This window comes from Arthrobacter sp. M2012083 (assembly GCF_000281065.1).
Lineage (GTDB): Bacteria > Actinomycetota > Actinomycetes > Actinomycetales > Micrococcaceae > Arthrobacter.
Genome location: NZ_AKKK01000015.1, coordinates 41,684 through 57,074, shown reverse-complemented (window position 1 = coordinate 57,074; position 15,391 = coordinate 41,684). Strand labels below are relative to the sequence as shown.

The 15,391-nt window shown below is 63.6% G+C and carries 14 protein-coding genes; 8 read left to right on the top strand and 6 right to left on the bottom strand.

Features of this window, described 5'->3' with window-relative positions; all coding sequences use genetic code 11:
• Nucleotides 1-1,398, bottom strand: coding sequence for a branched-chain amino acid ABC transporter permease (locus A477_RS0109130; RefSeq protein ID WP_017198703.1), 1,398 nt, complete (start codon nucleotides 1,396-1,398; stop codon nucleotides 1-3).
• A 342-nt stretch (nucleotides 1,399-1,740) separates the two neighbouring features.
• Here A477_RS0109130 and A477_RS0109125 point away from each other — a divergent pair, with 342 nt between their 5' ends.
• A complete protein-coding gene (locus tag A477_RS0109125) occupies nucleotides 1,741-2,652 on the top strand; it encodes a Bax inhibitor-1/YccA family protein (RefSeq protein WP_017198702.1) in 912 nt (303 codons plus the stop codon).
• Between the two features lie 77 nt (nucleotides 2,653-2,729).
• Here A477_RS0109125 and A477_RS0109120 read toward each other — a convergent pair whose 3' ends face one another.
• From A477_RS0109120 to galT, 3 genes are all read right to left on the bottom strand, one after another.
• Nucleotides 2,730-3,968, bottom strand: a complete 1,239-nt coding sequence (locus tag A477_RS0109120; RefSeq protein ID WP_017198701.1) for an acetyl-CoA C-acetyltransferase — start codon at nucleotides 3,966-3,968, stop codon at nucleotides 2,730-2,732.
• Nucleotides 3,969-4,031: 63 nt separating this feature from the next.
• The gene (gene galK, locus A477_RS0109115; RefSeq protein WP_017198700.1) at nucleotides 4,032-5,192 is read right to left on the bottom strand and encodes a galactokinase; all 1,161 of its coding nucleotides are present in this window, start codon (nucleotides 5,190-5,192) and stop codon (nucleotides 4,032-4,034) included.
• Nucleotides 5,189-6,337, bottom strand: a complete 1,149-nt coding sequence (gene galT / locus A477_RS0109110; RefSeq protein ID WP_017198699.1) for a galactose-1-phosphate uridylyltransferase — start codon at nucleotides 6,335-6,337, stop codon at nucleotides 5,189-5,191. The genes galK and galT overlap by 4 nt, the downstream gene beginning before the upstream one ends.
• A gap of 80 nt (nucleotides 6,338-6,417) precedes the next feature.
• Here galT and A477_RS0109105 point away from each other — a divergent pair, with 80 nt between their 5' ends.
• The 4 genes from A477_RS0109105 to A477_RS0109090 all read left to right on the top strand — a co-directional run bounded on the left by A477_RS0109105 (nucleotide 6,418) and on the right by A477_RS0109090 (nucleotide 10,632).
• On the top strand, nucleotides 6,418-7,386 hold the full coding sequence (locus tag A477_RS0109105) for an aldose 1-epimerase family protein (protein WP_017198698.1): 969 nt from the start codon (nucleotides 6,418-6,420) through the stop codon (nucleotides 7,384-7,386).
• Nucleotides 7,387-7,480: 94 nt separating this feature from the next.
• Nucleotides 7,481-8,761, top strand: a complete 1,281-nt coding sequence (locus A477_RS0109100) for an AI-2E family transporter (RefSeq protein WP_017198697.1) — start codon at nucleotides 7,481-7,483, stop codon at nucleotides 8,759-8,761.
• Between the two features lie 3 nt (nucleotides 8,762-8,764).
• Entirely contained in the window at nucleotides 8,765-10,003 is a 1,239-nt protein-coding gene (gene ilvA / locus A477_RS0109095) for a threonine ammonia-lyase (protein ID WP_017198696.1), read from the top strand.
• 14 nt (nucleotides 10,004-10,017) lie between these two features.
• A complete protein-coding gene (locus A477_RS0109090) occupies nucleotides 10,018-10,632 on the top strand; it encodes a rhomboid family intramembrane serine protease (protein WP_017198695.1) in 615 nt (204 codons plus the stop codon).
• A 78-nt stretch (nucleotides 10,633-10,710) separates the two neighbouring features.
• On the opposite strand, the gene greA is transcribed toward A477_RS0109090, so the two are convergent.
• Complete coding sequence (gene greA, locus A477_RS0109085) at nucleotides 10,711-11,205, bottom strand: transcription elongation factor GreA (RefSeq protein WP_017198694.1); 495 nt, start codon at nucleotides 11,203-11,205, stop codon at nucleotides 10,711-10,713.
• A 152-nt stretch (nucleotides 11,206-11,357) separates the two neighbouring features.
• Entirely contained in the window at nucleotides 11,358-11,816 is a 459-nt protein-coding gene (locus tag A477_RS0109080; protein ID WP_017198693.1) for a DUF4307 domain-containing protein, read from the bottom strand.
• 75 nt (nucleotides 11,817-11,891) lie between these two features.
• Here A477_RS0109080 and mca point away from each other — a divergent pair, with 75 nt between their 5' ends.
• From mca to A477_RS0109065, 3 genes are all read left to right on the top strand, one after another.
• Nucleotides 11,892-12,797, top strand: a complete 906-nt coding sequence (gene mca / locus A477_RS0109075) for a mycothiol conjugate amidase Mca (protein ID WP_017198692.1) — start codon at nucleotides 11,892-11,894, stop codon at nucleotides 12,795-12,797.
• A gap of 106 nt (nucleotides 12,798-12,903) precedes the next feature.
• Complete coding sequence (locus A477_RS0109070) at nucleotides 12,904-13,215, top strand: hypothetical protein (RefSeq protein ID WP_017198691.1); 312 nt, start codon at nucleotides 12,904-12,906, stop codon at nucleotides 13,213-13,215.
• Nucleotides 13,193-15,382 carry a thioredoxin domain-containing protein gene (locus A477_RS0109065; protein ID WP_017198690.1) on the top strand — a complete coding sequence of 730 codons (2,190 nt, stop codon included), beginning with the start codon at nucleotides 13,193-13,195 and terminating at the stop codon, nucleotides 15,380-15,382. Before A477_RS0109070 ends, A477_RS0109065 begins: the two co-directional genes overlap by 23 nt.
• Nucleotides 15,383-15,391: the final 9 nt, after the last annotated feature.

Genomic DNA, 15,391 nt, shown 5'->3' with positions numbered 1-15,391 from the left:
CTAACCCACACGCTCACGCCGGCCGAGGATACCCTGCGGTCGGAACAGAAGAACAACAATCATGATGAACAGGGCACCGACGTACTTGAGGTCGGCGGGGAGGCCGAACACTGTGGTCAGTTCCACGAAGATACCGACGACGATCGAGCCGATCAGGGCGCCGAAGACGGTTCCCAAACCACCCAGTGTCACACCGGCGAAGATGAGCAGCAGGATCTGCGAGCCCATGTCGAAGGTCACGCCAGGACGGTAGTACGCCCACAGGATGCCGCCGAGGGAGGCGAGGACGCCGCCGACGATCCACACAATGCGGATCACGGAGTCGACATCGATGCCGGAGGCTGCTGCCAGTGCGGGGTTGTCGGCCACTGCACGGGTTGCCTTGCCGAGGCGGGTCTTCAGCAGGACGATGCCGATCAGGGCGATGACCACCGCACTGATGATCAGGGACCACAGGTTGTTCGGGGAGATCGAAACAGGGCCGATCTGGATCTCGGCACTCTGAGCGCCGGGCAGCTGCTGCGTTGCACCGCCGAAGAAGAACTGGATGACGTAGCGGATGGCCAACGCGAGACCGATGCTGACGATCATCATGGGGACCAGGCCTGAGCCACGTTTCCTCAACGGCCGCCAGAGCCCTGCGTCCTGGACGTAGCCGAAGAGGCCGCCGCCTACCAGGGCAAGCAGGATGGCCAGCCAGAAGGGGAGCCCAAAGGCGTTGAACATGAACACCAGTACTGCGCCCAGCGTCACCATCTCACCGTGGGCGAAGTTGGTCAGGCCGGTGGTTCCGAAGATCAGGGAAAGGCCAACCGAGGCGAGTGCGAGGAGAAGGCCAAAGCTCAGTCCCGCCACGAGGCGGTTGAGGAGGTTTTGGCCGAAGTCCTGTTGCTGGACCACGATGCCCTCGCCGAAGGCGAAGATCACCGACAGGTTGGACGTCTGGCTGAACGTGACATCGCGGGGATTGTCCTGGCCCTCGGCCAGTGCGATGCCCTCCGGCAAGGTGGAGGTGTCCAGCTCAATGGTGTAGGTGCCTTGGACGGGAACGCCGATGGTCCAGGCTCCGTTGGCTCCGGAGGTGGCTTCACCTTCAAACCCGTTGCCCGTGGCTTTGATCTTGACACCGGGTATGGGAGCCCGGGCATCATCGCGGAGGAACCCGCTGATGTTGTTCTGGAAAGTCGTCGGTGACGGCGAAGGCGAGGGGGTGGTTGCCTGTGCCGAAGGGGCGGCGATCAACAGAGCGGTGATGAGGGCTGCGAACAGCGCCCCCACAACTCTCTGCAGTCCTTTGGACCGTCTCATGGACGGGTCGCGCAGTGTGCTTCTCAAAATGGAAACCTCCACAGTGGGGGTGGTCCCGGCTGCGCCTTTGCAGCCGGTGCGAACGGTCATGGGGCTTGTGAACAGTTCTTGCCTAGCTGCCTCGTTTGTGATCTAAGTCACCCATGTGTGGCCTATGTTACCGCCCGGTGGAGTTAATAAATGCCCAGTTCGGGGGTGCGAAGATCGCGATCGGATAACAACTGTGAAGCTATAGGCAACTAGTGATGTAGCAGTCCTTAAGTAAACCTTTGTTGTTTAAGGGTGCTACTAAACGTTCTGAGGGTGACAGTCTCCCAATTTCTTGTCACGGTTGAGTTTCGTCTCCGTGAACAAGGGAACTTTCCCTGCCGCGCGCGCGTGGTAATTGGTACCGTGAACTATCACTAGCCCTTTTTCAGGAGGACACCCGCAATGGCACTTGGCGGAAACCCAGTCTTCAACGGAAAGAATTTCCGTGGAGCAAAGCAGGCCCCGCCTGTACCGCAGAACCCGTACGGCCAGCAGTTCAACCAGGCACCCGGCCGTGCACCGAGCCAGGTCATGGACGGCCATGCAGCATGGTCTGCCCAGCAGCAGAACATGACCAATGAGCAACTGCAGCAGATGTACAACCAGCCCGCTGCAGGCCCGGCCGACACCGGGCGCATGACCTATGACGACGTCATCATGAAGACCGTCGCCTGCCTCGTGGTTCTCATCATCGGTGCCGGCGTCACGCTCTTCGTGGCGCCCGCCCTCTCCACCATGCTCATGATCGTTGGTGCCTTGGGCGGATTCGTCCTGGCACTGGTCAACACGTTCAAGAAGCAGCCTTCACCGGCCCTGATCCTTGCCTACGCCGGCCTCGAGGGCCTGTTCCTCGGTGGCCTCACCCGTATCCTGGACGGCATGTACCCCGGCGTCGGTCTTCAGGCCGTCATCGGAACGCTGGCAGTCTTCGGCGTCACCCTGGTGCTCTTCAAGAGCGGCAAGGTCCGCGCCACTCCCAAGATGGTGCGCTTCTTCATGATCGCCACCATCGGCTACGCAGTCTTCGCCCTGATCAACATGGTGATGATGTGGACCGGCGCTGTTCAGGAGCCCTTCGGCCTCCGCACCAGCTTCGAAATTGCAGGCATTCCGCTGGGTGTCTTCATCGGCATCCTGGCCATCGGCCTGGCAGCGTTCTCGCTGATCATGGACTTCACCAGCATCGAAGAGGGCGTCCGCGCGGGCGCCCCGGAGCGTTACTCCTGGGTTGCAGCCTTCGGCCTGACGGTCACGCTGGTTTGGCTCTACGTGGAAATCATCCGCCTCCTGGCGATCCTGCGAGGCGACGACTAGTTACCAACAGCTCCAACGCGAAATGCCCCCGAAGAAGTTTCGGGGGCATTTTTGCGTTGAGCCAGCTTGCGTGCTCGCTAGCTCAAGCGTTCGAAAACCACCGCCATGCCCTGCCCGCCACCTACACACAAGGTGGCAAGCCCTAAAGTTCCGTCTCGTTCCTTGAGGCCGTTGAGGAGCGTACTTGTCATCCGGGCGCCGGTCATACCGAAGGGGTGCCCCAAGGCAATGGCCCCGCCATGGACGTTGAGCTTTGCAGGATCGATCCCCAACTCACGGGCACTCGCCACCACCTGCACAGCGAAGGCTTCGTTGAGCTCCACCAGATCGATGTCATCGATGGTGAGCCCGGCCAGTGCGAGAGCCCGCCGCGTTGATTCCACAGGCCCCATGCCCATGAGTTCAGGGGAGAGGGCGCTGACGGCTGTTGAAACCACCCGTGCAAGCGGCTGCAGGCCCAGCTCGCGCGCGCGGGAGTCACTCATGACCACTACCGCGGCGGCGCCATCGTTGAGGGGGCATGCGTTGCCGGCTGTAACGGTCCCCTCAGGACGGAAGACGGGTTGCAGGGCGGATACCGCTTCGAGGGTCACACCTGAGCGGGGTGAGTCGTCCCGCTCCACGACGGTTCCGTCCTTGCGCGTGTAGGGCGTGATGTCCCGGGCGTAAAACCCTGAGGCGATGGCTGCTTCGGCACGATTCTGGCTGAGGACGCCCCACTCGTCCTGTTCGGCCCGACTGATGCCATAGCTGGTGGCAACGTTTTCGGCCGTCTGGCCCATGGAGATGTAGATGTCGGGAAGCCGGCCGCCGAGCCGGGGGTCGGTCCAAGGGATGTTGGACGCCGCGCGGGACGCCGTGCGCTGGGCTGCCGCCTCGAAGAGGGGGTTGTGGTTGGAGGAGTCCGTTTCGCCGGCACCTGCCCAGTTCTGATACCTGGACACGCTCTCCACTCCGGCGGAAACCATCGCGTGGGCTTCCCCGGATTTGATGGCGTGGAAGGCCATCCGCAAGGTTTGCAGGCTTGAGGCACAGAACCGGTTGATGGTGGCCGCTGGCACGCGGTCCAGCCCGGCAAGGACAGCCACCACCCTCGCCATGTTGGATCCGGCCTCACCACTGGGCTCAGCGCAGCCCAGCAAGAGGTCGTCCAAGCCTTGACCGTCCTCCGCTCCGGGATCGAAGCCCGGAACTTTGGCGAGGGCGGCGTGCACCATGGCGGTGGCCAGGTCATCCGGACGTTCGTCCTTGAGGGAGCCCTTGAAGGCCCGGCCGATAGGGCTTCTTGCAGTAGCTACGATGACAGCCTCAGTCATGGCCCCAGCTTACGCCCGGCATCCGGTTCCTCTTGCGGGCGCCCGCAAGAGGAACCGGGCGCGTCAGGCCAGGCGAAGGGCTCCAGCGGCCGGGGTAACGGTGAAGATGTCCGGGGCGGCGAAGCCCGCCTCTGCGAAGGAATGGACGACGGCGTCGCGCACCTGTTGCTCCTGGCCAACCGGGGTCAGGGCGATGGCGGAACCGCCGAAACCGCCGCCCGTCATGCGGGCGCCGATGGCACCGTTGGCCCGGGAAGTATCCACGGCAACGTCCAGTTCCGGGCAGGAGATCTCAAAGTCGTCCCGCATCGAAACGTGGCTGGCATCCAGCAATGCTCCGATGGCGGCAGGGCCACGGGTGCCCAGGACTTCCACCGTTTGGAGGACCCGATCGTTTTCCGTCACCACGTGGCGGACCCGCCGAAGGGTGGTCTCGTCCAGCAGGCCTGACGCTTCCTCCAAACGCTCCACGCCGACGTCGCGCAGTGCCTTGACTCCAAGTATCTCCGCACCCAACTCGCAGGACGCACGACGCGAGGCATATCCGCCGTCGGCATGAGAATGCGACACCTTGGTGTCGATCACCAACAGGACCAGGCCCGAAGCTTCTGCGTCAAACGGGACCAGCTCCACATGTTGGTCACGGCAGTCCAGGAACACAGCGTGTCCTTTGGCGCCACGCAGGGACGCTGACTGGTCCATGATTCCGGTGGGTGCGCCAACGAACACGTTCTCGGCGCGCTGGGTAGCGAGCACAAGGTCTTCGGCGGCAAGGCCCGCGCCGGTCAATTCGTTCAGGGCCGAGATGACGGCGCACTCAATCGCGTGTGATGACGAGAGGCCAGCTCCGGAGGGAACATCGGAATCAAGCAGGAGGTCAAAGCCGGGCACCTCGATGCCGCGCTCCTTGAGCGCCCAGGCGACGCCGAGCGGGTAGCGGGACCATCCCTCACCGGATCCGGGTTCCGAGTCCGCGAGGTCAGCTTCCACCACGCCGTGCCCGCCAAAGGTGGACAGCATACGCAACTTTGAGTCGTCGCGGACCCGCAGGGCCACCTTTGCCGTCTTATTGATGGCGAAGGGGAGCACAAAGCCCTCGTTGTAGTCCGTGTGCTCGCCGATCAGGTTGACGCGTCCCGGTGCCTGCCACACGCCGTCGGCAGCTGCACCGAAAGTTTCCTGGAAGCGGGCGGCGAGGACGCCGGTCTCGGTGGTGGTGGTCATGCTCGGGTGCCTTCCAGGGTCTTGTGTGAAGGTGATGCGGCGACGCTGCGCAGCCGCTCCGCCACCGCTTCGGGGGTGGTGTCGTTGATGAACGCTCCCATGGCGGCCTCGGAACCGGCCAGATACTTGAGCTTATCGGCAGCGCGGCGAGGTGAGGTCAGTTGCAGGTGCAACTGGCCCGCAGTCCGAAGAACAGGGTCCAGCGGGGCCTGGTGCCAGGCCGAGATGTACGGCATGGGCGTGGGGTACAGCGAGTCGAGCCGCTTGAGAAGGTCCAAGTAGACGTGCGAGAGTTCGTCGCGCTCTTCGCCCGTGAGTGCGGCAAGATCAGGCACGCTGCGATGAGGTACCAGGTGGACTTCCAGGGGCCAGCGGGCCGCGAAGGGGACATAGGCGCTGAAGTGCTTTGCCTCCAGGACCATGCGGCTGCCGTCCTCGCGTTCTGCCTTGAGGAGTGAGGCGGCGAGTGTTTCCTTCGCATCGACGTCGTCGTAGTACTTCCGTGCTACTGCGCCGAGCTGGGCGGCGCGGGGAGTTACATACGGGTACGCGTAGATCTGGCCGTGGGGATGGTGCAGGGTGACCCCGATGTCCGCACCGCGGTTCTCGAACGGAAACACCTGCTTGATGCCCGGCAGGGCACTCAACGCCTCGGTCCGCTGGGCCCACGCCTCGATGACCGTGCGGGAACGCGTTTCGCCCAGTTCGGCGAAGGAGCCGGTGTGCTGTGGCGTGAAGGCAACCACCTCGCAGCGGCCGTAGGCCGCTCCCTTGACGTTGTGGCCGGAGTGCCCCGGGGCAGGAACCGGGGGAATGTCGCCCAACGCCGGGCCGAGGGAGGGGAAGCGGTTCTCGAACACCACGACGTCGTAATCCGATGCCGGAATTTCGGAGGGGTTCGCAGCTGTGGTGGGGCAGATGGGGCACTGATCCGCAGGGGGAAGGTGGGTCCGTGTCTGTCGGTGGGCAGCCACTGCCACCCAGTCACCCGACAATGCGTCGTAGCGGACCTCGCCGGGCTCACCGCGGGCGGGAAGCTCGCGGTGGTCCACCATCGAGTCCGGTGCTCGTTCAGGAGTCCCGGGGTCGTCGAAGTAGATCAGCTCTCGGCTGTCTGCGAGGCGGGTGCTGGTGATGCGGCTCATGCATCCATCATTCCACAAGTGACCAAAAACGCATAGTTTCTAACAAAAGCAAACATTGTGGGATGGGGAGCCAACCACTCATGCAGTACGGTATTGCCATGCCTGCCTCCGCGTCGCCTGCCGACAGCACCCACCAATCCGCGTCCCGCCGCTTTGCTACGGGTCGTCAGTTCGAGCTCCGCAGGGACGATGCGCTCGCCGTCGTCACCGAGCTCGCCGCGGGCTTGCGACTCTACTCACGGGATGGAGTCCAGTTGACCGAAAGTTACGGTGACGACGAAATTTCGCCCGGAGCTACCGGCATCACCCTGGCGCCGTGGGCCAACCGGATAGAAGACGGGGTCTGGTACCTGGACGGCAAGAAGCAGCAGCTCGATATCACCGAAGCCTCACGCAACAACGCCAGCCACGGCCTGCTGCGCAATACCGGGTACACACTGGTGGACGAATCCGAATTTTCCGTGACGCTCGAAGCCACGGTCTTTCCGCAACACGGCTACCCGTTCCTGCTGCGGCATCGGGTGTGCTATGAGCTCGACCAGAACCTGGACCTCCGGGTCGCGCAGACCCTGATCAACGACTCCCAAGCCACGGCGCCCTTTGTCCTGGGCGCGCACCCTTACCTGCGCGTCGGAGATGTTGCCCCCGAGAACCTGGTCCTGACGGTGCATGCAGGCACCCGACTGGTGGCGGACGAGCGTCTCATCCCACGGAGCACCGCTCCTGTGGACGGAGAGTATGACTTCTCCGGCGGTGCCGCTGTGGGCACCTTGTTGGTGGATGTTGCGTTGACGGACCTGGCGTTCGACGGCGGGGCGGCGCGCCACACGCTCACCGCGCCCGATGGTCGCAGCGTAAGCCTTGAGCAGGACGAGAACTGCCAATACGCCCACGTTTTCGTCACTGACACATTCCCTGGCCGCTCCAAAGCAGTGGCTATCGAACCCATGACCGGCCCGGCCAATGCGTTCAATAGCGGCGACGGCCTTCGCTGGTTGGGGCCTGGCGAGGAGTTCACCATGCGGTGGGGAATCACAGCGTCCCTCTAGGACCTTCGTCTGGCAGATACCTCCGGATGCCTCGGATCGTCCCGGAAGTGAGAGCCGGTTTCCCATACGGGCCGGGCTACGGAATTATGGGTTCATGACGCCAACACCGGACGCCAAAACACGTTCTGACCGCCAAATTGCCGAGGACATCCCTTATGGGGTGCGCATCGCTGCAGCCTGGTCCTGGCGGGCAGGCCTGATCCTTCTCATGATCGGCGCGCTCGTCTGGTTGTTGGGCAAAGTCAGCTTCCTCATTATTCCGGTGATGGTTGCCGCGCTGCTGGCCGGTCTTCTGCACCCGGTTGTGGCTTGGCTGCGCAATCGCAAGATTCCCAACGGGGGAGCAGTCGCCATTACCGTGCTTGGTTTCATTGGCGTGATCGGTGGTGCCTTGGCGCTGGTGGGCAGGCAACTCGTTACGGGCTTTGGGGCGCTCTGGCACGAAGCACTGGCGGGCATCCAGCAGATCCAAACCTGGCTGGCCGATGGTCCGCTGCATCTGACTGCGGACCAGATTGACCAGTACATTTCCGACGGCGCCGATGCGCTCCAGAACAACAGCAGCAGCATCCTCAGTGGTGCATTGTCCTTCGGCAGCACCGCCGGACACTTTGCGGCAGGTCTTGTGTTGGCGCTGTTCATCCTCATCTTCTTCCTTCTCGAGGGGCCCCGGATTTGGGCCTTCATGGTCCGTCTCCTGCCCAGGAGCGCGCGGAGGGCCACCGATGGCGCAGGGCGTCGGGGCTGGACGTCCATGGTCAGCTATGTGCGGATCCAAATGTTCGTTGCATTCGTAGATGCTGTTGGCATTGGCGTCGGCGCAGCCATCATCCAGGTCCCCTTGGCTCTCCCCTTGGCGGTGCTGGTGTTCATCGGCTCGTTCATTCCGGTGGTCGGTGCCTTGGTTACGGGGGCCATCGCTGTGTTGCTCGCCCTCGTTGCCAACGGGCCCATCAACGCGTTGATCATGCTGGCGATCGTTCTGGTAGTGCAGCAATTGGAAAGCCACATCCTGCAGCCACTGGTTATGGGCAAGGCCGTTGCGCTGCATCCCGTGGCCGTGATCCTCTCGGTTGCCGCAGGTTCCTACCTTGCAGGCATCCCCGGGGCGCTGTTCGCTGTCCCGCTGCTCGCCGTAGTAAACACGGCAGTTCGCTACATTGCGGGCCGGACGTGGGAACATGATGAAGGATTGGGCGGTGTGGAACTCCAGCCGGCAGCCGCTTCGGCGGGGCCACGCGGCGACGCCAACTTCAAGGAGGTCCACCTCCCGCGGCCCGAATCCCGCCTCGGCAAAGGCGTCGCCGGCAAGACCAAGGCTTCGGGGAGCACCTCTGTTGAGGATCCCCAAGCCGACACCAACAAAGGAGAATAGTCAGTGAATACCCTCGAAACCCTGCCCGTCACGCTGGACGATGTCCTCAAGGCGCAGGAGCTGCTCGAGGGCATTATTACCAAGACTCCTGTGGAGTCGTCCCGTGCGCTGGGCAGCCTCGTGGGCGGCAACGTCTTTTTCAAGTGCGAGAACCTGCAGCGTGCAGGCTCCTTCAAGGTCCGCGGCGCCTACGTGCGGATGGCCCGGCTGACAGAGGACGAAAAGAAGCGCGGAGTGGTGGCGGCTTCGGCCGGCAACCACGCCCAGGGCGTGGCAGTGGCTGCCAAGAGCCTGGGCATCAACGCCCGCATCTATATGCCCCTCGGCGTAGCCCTTCCCAAGCTGGCGGCCACCCGCAGCCACGGTGCTGAGGTGGTCCTGCACGGCCACAACGTGGATGAAGCCCTGGCGGAAGCGCAGCGTTACGCCAACGAGACGGGGGCGGTTTTTGTCCATCCCTTCGACAACGTGGACGTTGTTGCCGGGCAGGGCACCATCGGCCTTGAAATCCTGGAACAGATCCCCAACGTGGACACCATTCTCATGGGAGTTGGCGGCGGTGGGCTGTTGGCCGGTGTAGCTGTCGCTATCAAGGCCAGGGCCAAGGAACTCGGCCGCGAGATCAGGGTCATTGGAGTGCAGGCAGAGAACGCTGCCGCATACCCGCCCTCACTGGCCGCTGACGCGCTGGTGCCGCTGAAGAAGGTCACCACCATGGCCGACGGCATCGCGGTTGGGCGTCCCGGGCAGCTTCCCTTCAGCATCATCCGGGAGCTGGTGGACGACGTCGTGACCGTGAGCGAGGATTCCCTTGCGCGGGCCCTGATCTTCCTGCTCGAGCGCGCCAAGATGGTTGTTGAACCTGCCGGGGCCGTAGGAGTAGCCGCGCTGATGGACGGCAAAATCGAAAACCCGGGCAACACCGCCGTCGTGCTTTCCGGCGGCAACATCGATCCCATGCTGATGCTCAAAGTCATCCAGCGCGGTCTGTCGGCCGCTGGCCGTTTCATGACGGTTCGGATGATGCTGGACGACCGTCCGGGTTCATTGGCCACGATCGCCCGCATCATCGCTGAAAACGATGCCAACGTCACCGGCCTGGACCACACCCGCCTTGGTGGTTCCATCAGCATGGGTGACGTCTCCATCACTATCAACCTGGAAACCAAGGGCCACGAACACGGCGAACAGGTACTCGGTGCCCTCCGGGCCGAGGGCTTCCAGCCAATCGTGGTGCACTGACAGGAGGGGCGCCCATGGTGCTTGGAATGCCTGAGGGCTCAAAGGAAGCGGCCAGGGAGTCGCTCGCTGGTCGGGCGAAGGGCGGGCTGCTCTTCATGGGCGGATTCGTCATTCTGCTCTATGTGATTGAGATCCTCAACACCTTGATGCGCCACGGGCTCAACCCAACCTTTGGTTTGCGACCCCGTTCCATGGACGGCGTGCTGGACATCCTGACATTTCCGTTGCTGCACGCGAACCTGAACCACCTGCTGTCCAACACGCTGCCGCTGATCATCTTCGGTTTCCTGGTGTTCCTGTCCGGAATCCGGGTGTTCCTCACAGCGTTGGCCTTCAGCTGGCTCGGATCAGGGCTTGCGGTGTGGCTGATCGGCGGGGGAGGCGTAACGGTTGGAGCCTCCGGCTTGGTGTTCGGTTTCTTTGCATTCCTGTTGGTGCGGGGATTCTTCAACCGCAGCTGGTGGCAGATCCTGCTCTCCGTGGTCCTGTTCATGGCCTACGGCAGCATCCTCTTCGGCGTTCTACCCACGGTGCTGGGCTACATCTCCTGGCAGGCGCACCTCGGCGGGGCCGTAGGGGGCGTCGTAGCGGCCGTCCTGCTGCGTCCCAAGGCCAAGCTCACAGCCTGACCCACACACGAAAAACGCCGGCCCGCCCCGCGAAGGGGTGGGCCGGCGTCGTATCATTCAGGCCGGGTGAGCCGCTGCTTAGGCGACGTAGGGCTTGGCGGAAACGATTTCCACCGGGATTTCCTTACCGTTGGGGGCGACGTAGCTGAGGCTGTCGCCTTCCTTGTGGCCGATGATGGCGGCACCCAAGGGGGACTTTTCGCTGAAGACATCAAGGTCGGAGTCACCGGCGATTTCGCGGGAGCCCAGGAGGAACGTCTCTTCGTCGCCGGCGATGCGGGCAACAACCAGCATGCCGGGTTCGACGATTCCGTCGTCTGCCGGCGCTTCGCCCACCTGGGCATCGCGCAGGAGGGCGGTGAGCTGGCGGATGCGGGCTTCAATCTTGCCCTGCTCCTCCTTGGCAGCGTGGTAACCGCCGTTTTCCTTGAGGTCGCCTTCCTGGCGTGCAGCTTCGATCTTCTGGACGATTTCCGCCCGGCCAGCGCCGGAAAGGTGTTCCAGCTCAGCCTGCAAGCGGTCGAAAGCTTCCTGGGTAAGCCAAGCCGCTGTGGCGCTATTGGTGGTAGACACGGATTTCTCCTCTAGATCTGACAATGCAAAAGACCCCGCCGAGTTGGCCACTCGTGAATCTCAGTAACCAACTTAACGGGGTGAAGGTTTCATCCATTGTAGTAAATCCTCTGGACGAACCCAAACCGGTTGAGTCGTGGGTCACACGATTGTTATTTCCCGCTGTCCACGATCCAGCAGTTATCCACCACTCCGGAGACTGCCGGGGACTCGGTCCTCAGGACTGTTCGCTGCATGGTGGTACTGCCGCCATCGGGATCATCCTGGGGATCGTTGGGCCCGATCTCCACCACTTTCCAGCCGACCACTGCGAACTTCGAATCCAAGGCCTTGATGGCACATTTGGCCGTGGCTCCGGGGTATTTTGTGACCTGGAAGTCCACCTCGGCCTGGGTGTCGTCCACGGTGCTGTAGCCGATGTCCTTGAAGGTGACCGGGGCCTGGGCTGAGCCCGTTGCCACGTAGGCGGCGAACGCAATTCCCAGGACCAAGGCAGCGATGACAATGTTCCGCTTGGTTTTGCGGGTCATGGCGCGCTTTTGACCGCCGTAACGATTGGCTAGGCTGGTGCTTGCCGGTACGTGGGTGGCCGATAGGTCCTCTGAAGTCACCCATCCAGTTTAGTGCCGATCCCGGCGCCCCATCACCGCCCACACAAGCATGATCCACGAAAGAGGAGCCGTCACGTGACAGCGTCCAGCAGTTCCGAGCAGCAGCTGCGTCTGCTCGCCGTCCATGCCCATCCGGATGACGAGTCCAGCAAGGGTGCAGCAACCATGGCGATGTACGCCGCTGCGGGAGTGGACGTCATGGTTGCCACGTGCACGGACGGTTCGCGAGGCGACATTCAGAACCCCGCCATGGAGGAAGCCCCTCATCCGAAGCGGGACATGGCGGGCGCCCGTCGCCTCGAAATGGCCAACGCGGCAGAGGTCCTGGGAATCCAGCAGCGCTGGCTCGGATTTGTGGATTCGGGCCTTCCCGAAGGGGATCCGCTCCCGCCCTTGCCTCCGGGTTGCTTCGCCCTGCAGCCGTTGGAGCGCGCCACGGCGCCCTTGGTCCGGCTGGTCCGCAACTTCAAGCCGCACGTCATCCTCAGCTATGACGAGAACGGTGGCTACCCCCACCCGGACCACATCATGGCCCACAAGGTTGCGGTGGAAGCTTTTGAAGCCGCGGGCGATCCAGAGCGCTACCCCGGCATGGGTGAGCCATGGACGCCCAGCAAGCTCTACTACGACCGCGCTTTCAGCCCCGAACGATTCCGCGCACTGCACTTCGCCTTGGAAGAAGCCGGGCTCCAATCCCCGTATGCCGAGCGGCTGGCGGCCTGGCTTGAAGCCGACGCGGAAGGCCACACTGCGCCGCCGGCGGGGCACCAGACCACCACGCAGGTTGATTGTGGCGACTTCTTCGAGGCCAGGGATGACGCCCTGCGGGCCCACCGGACCCAGATCGATCCCCTCGGCTTCTTCTTCGCGGTCTCGCCGGACCTGCAAAGGACCGCTTGGCCGTGGGAGGACTACACCCTGATCAAGTCCAGGGTCCCTTCCGAGCTGCCGGAGAAGGACCTGTTCGCGGGGATAAGATAGGAACGCCGGTAGTTTCTATCGCTCGTAGAAATTACCGTGTGGCCAGCCAGTTTCCCGGCTACGCGCTGCCAGTCGGCACGCACCGGCTCCCATAGAAGGTTTGAAAGTGCATCACTTGATTCTTGCCCTGACCGTCACTCCGTCGCCCGATCCCACGGGCACGCTGCGGCCCGGCCTGTCCGAGGATCAGGTGACGCCAGGTACTTGGGGCTTCGTCCTCACGGCCTTCATCGTGATCCTCACGACCTTCCTGATTGTGGACATGGTTCGGAGGATTCGCCGCGTCCGCTACCGCGCCCAGGTGGAGGAAGCGCGCTTGGCGGCAGAGGCGGGGAACACGGACGGCGGAAGCGAAAGCGCGGCCGAAGCACTCCGCTCCACTGACGAGAATGGCGATGGCGGCCCCAAGACCCGCTGAGTCGGGTCAACCCGCCGAAACCGGCGGACCCAACTGGCCCGGGGCAAATAACGCCCTGGGCTCGGAACCTTCTGCTTATTTGCGGCAGCACGCGGACAATCCCGTGTTCTGGCGCCCCTTCGGCGATGAGGCTTTTGCCTTTGCTGCCGAGCGTAATGTCCCCGTGTTCCTCTCCATCGGCTACGCAGCGTGCCACTGGTGCCACGTCATGGCCCACGAGTCCTTCGAAGACCAAAAAACTGCGGATTACCTGAACGCCAATTTTGTCCCGGTGAAAGTTGACCGGGAAGAGCGGCCCGACGTCGACTCCGTATACATGGCGGCTACGCAGGCGATCAGCGGTGAAGGCGGGTGGCCGATGTCCGTCTTCCTCACCCCGGACGGGCTCGCCTTCCATGCGGGAACGTACTTCCCGCCCATTCCCTTGCCCGGCCGCCCCTCGTTCCGCAATGTCCTGGAGGCGGTCCATGAGGCGTGGATGGAGCGACGCGATGCCGTGGAGCAGAATGCCAGGGGACTGGCAGCGAACATGGCCAATGCTCATCTTGCCGGTGTGGTCCGCCTCGACGGCCCGCCGGAAATGCTGGAGGCAAGCCTCCTCCCGGAGGCCGTAGCGCTGCTTGCCCGTTCTGAAGATCCCGACGCCGGTGGGTTCGGCAGCGCTCCCAAGTTCCCGCCGTCGGCGGTTCTTGAGTTCCTCATCCGGCACGCAGCCGCCCCGTCGGATACTGCCCTTGCAGCCCGCGACATGGCAGCGCGCGCCCTTGCCGGCATGGCCCGATCGGCATTGCGCGACCAGCTCGACGGCGGATTTGCCCGCTACTCGGTGACGGCGGACTGGTCCGTGCCGCACTTCGAGAAAATGCTGTACGACAATGCGCAGCTGCTGCGGGTCTATGCACACTGGGTCCGGCTTGGCGGCAATGAGGTCTTCCCGGCGGGCGAAGCAGCATCCGTGGCCTCGAGGTGTGCCGATTGGCTGTTGGGGTCCCTCAAGCTGCCCAACGGCGCGTTGGCCTCATCCTTGGACGCTGACACCGTGGTTGGCGGCCTGCATCATGAGGGCGCAACTTATGTGTGGACTCCTGGATCTCTGGTGGACGCCCTTGGCCCGGCTGATGCTGAGGCTGTGGCGACCATGATGAACATCGGTGCCGAGGGGACTGTCTCCGAGCTTGGTTCGCCGCTTCATCCTGCGCGGGCATTGACGGACGCGGAGAGCCGGCTTTGGGAGCGGGTCCGACCGGTGCTGTTGGCCTCCCGTAACCTTCGGAACCAGCCGGCCAGGGACCACAAAGTGGTGGCCGGGTGGAATGGCCTCGCCGTGGCCGCCCTCGCGGAAGCAGGGGCTATCCTGGACCGCGCTGACTTGGTTGCCGCGGCCGAAGCCGTGGCGGAGTACCTCGCGGACGTTCACTGGAACAGCGCGTCACAGGTGCTGGTCCGGGTTTCACATGACTCGCGGGCGCGGGGCATTGGTGGTCTGCTTGAGGACTACGCCTTCTGCGCCGATGGCCTCCTGGCGCTTTACGCTGTCACGGGCACCACACGCTGGTACCGCTTCGCGAAGGAGCTCATTCTTGCCGCAGGTTCACGTTTTGTGGAAAACGGGCAATTGGCCGACTCTGCGGGGGAGTCCGCGCAGGTTTTCAACGCCCAAGGACAGAAAGCTGCGCTGGACCCGTTCGACAACGCAACGCCCAGCGGTGCGGCCGGTTTTGCGGGCGCACTGTTGTCTTACGCCGCGTACTCCGGTTCCCACGAGCATCGCCTGATGGCCGGCAATATCCTGGGCCTGTTACCTCCCCTCGCCACGCGGGCCCCCCGTGTTGCCGGTTGGCTGCTGGCTACCGCCCAGGCTGCACTAGCCGGCCCGGTAGAGGCCGCCGTCGCAGGTCCGGACTCGCCGCTGCTTCGCGAGTTGCACAGTGCGCTGCTGAAGTCTCCTAGCCCCGGCCTGGTTGTCGCCGCGAAATTGGACGACTGGCAACAAGACGACGGCGCGTCCCCGGCGGGGGAGGCAGAAGTTCCGCTGCTGCTCCACAGGTCAGGCGCGCCGGACGGATCGGCGCAGGTCTACTTGTGCCGCGACATGGTGTGCGAGAGGCCGCTGAGTGATGTGGCAGCGGTTCAATCCCGGCTGGCGTCGATGGCCGCAGGCGACTGACACGGTCTT